Origin of the sequence: Paucilactobacillus vaccinostercus DSM 20634, from assembly GCF_001436295.1 — a bacterium.
GTDB lineage: Bacteria > Bacillota > Bacilli > Lactobacillales > Lactobacillaceae > Paucilactobacillus > Paucilactobacillus vaccinostercus.
On record NZ_AYYY01000072.1, the window covers coordinates 1 to 747 of the forward strand.

General features: G+C 40.4%; 1 protein-coding gene. It reads left to right on the forward strand.

Features of this window, described 5'->3' with window-relative positions; genetic code table 11:
- The coding region (locus FC26_RS12400) for an RNA-guided endonuclease InsQ/TnpB family protein (RefSeq protein ID WP_157061219.1) at positions 1-747 on the forward strand (747 nt) is incomplete at both ends.

Genomic DNA, 747 nt, shown 5'->3' on the forward strand with positions numbered 1-747 from the left:
GTTTAATGAAAGCTAATGCTATCAAAAATTATCGTGCTGCTTGGAATTTATTTCGAGAAGTTCATCATGCTGGAACACCAGTATTTCATAGAAAAAGAATTGAACAAAGCTACCAAACTTCTTGCATGTATGCCAGTAAATTAGCAATACCTAACATACAAAACGGTAGTGTTCGGATCATTAATTCTCGGCAGGTTCAATTACCGAAGTTAGGTCGCTTGCGTTTCAAGGGAATACCCCCAAAAATATTCAATCGTATGGACAGTATTCGTATTGGTACGACCACGATCTCAATGGACGCTACCGGTCGTTACTATGTAGCAATGCAATTAGCATCTGAACAACCTTTTGCAGACAAAGTTAGTAATGAAACTGCTACCGCTATTGGAATTGACTTAAATACTGATAATTTTCTAACTGATTCCGAAGGGAATATTGTTGCTAATCCCCGCTACTATCGTTCTGTTAGCGGGAAGTTGGCAAAAGCACAACGCAAGCTCTCTCGACGGGCACGACGTGCCAAACAAGAACATCGGCCATTACGTGATGCCAAGAATTATCAGAAACAGCGTAACGTTGTTGCCACTATTCAGCGTAAAATTGCTAATCGTCGCAAAAACTTTCTACATCTCGTCTCGACCACACTTATCAAGAATCACGATTTGGTTGTCGCTGAAGAGCTTAGAAGTAAGAATATGTTACGAAATCACGCTCTGGCTATGAGTATTTCTGATGTTGGTTGGCGAA